This is a genomic window from Vibrio sp. 10N.222.49.C9 (assembly GCF_041474985.1).
GTDB classification, from domain to species: Bacteria; Pseudomonadota; Gammaproteobacteria; order Enterobacterales; family Vibrionaceae; genus Vibrio; species Vibrio crassostreae_C.
Window position 1 is genome coordinate 1 of record NZ_JBFRVD010000644.1, and the last position, 295, is coordinate 295.

At 48.5% G+C, this 295-nt stretch carries 1 protein-coding gene; it reads right to left on the bottom strand.

The window, feature by feature from the left end; genetic code table 11:
• Nucleotides 1-295 (bottom strand): putative PEP-binding protein (locus AB4585_RS24860; RefSeq protein WP_372171420.1); only part of this gene is annotated, 295 nt, incomplete at both ends.

The window sequence follows — 295 nt, forward strand, 5'->3', positions numbered from 1 at the left end:
TCCCCACAGAGACAAAATCAATGCGCTTGGCAATCACCGGCAGTAGATAGATCATGGAAGGTACTTCAAGCATGATGCCCACTTTAGGCTTTTTCACTCGCGGATGAGTGAGCGCCACCTCATGATAAGCTTGAGCAATCAAAGAGAGTGCGGAATCCAATTCAGGCACGCCGGAGATCATAGGTAAAAGGATCTTCAGTTCACTCTTTTGACCGACACTCGCTCTCATCATCGCTCGAACCTGAATCAAGAAGATATCAGGATGATCGAGAGTAAAGCGAATCCCCCTCCAGCC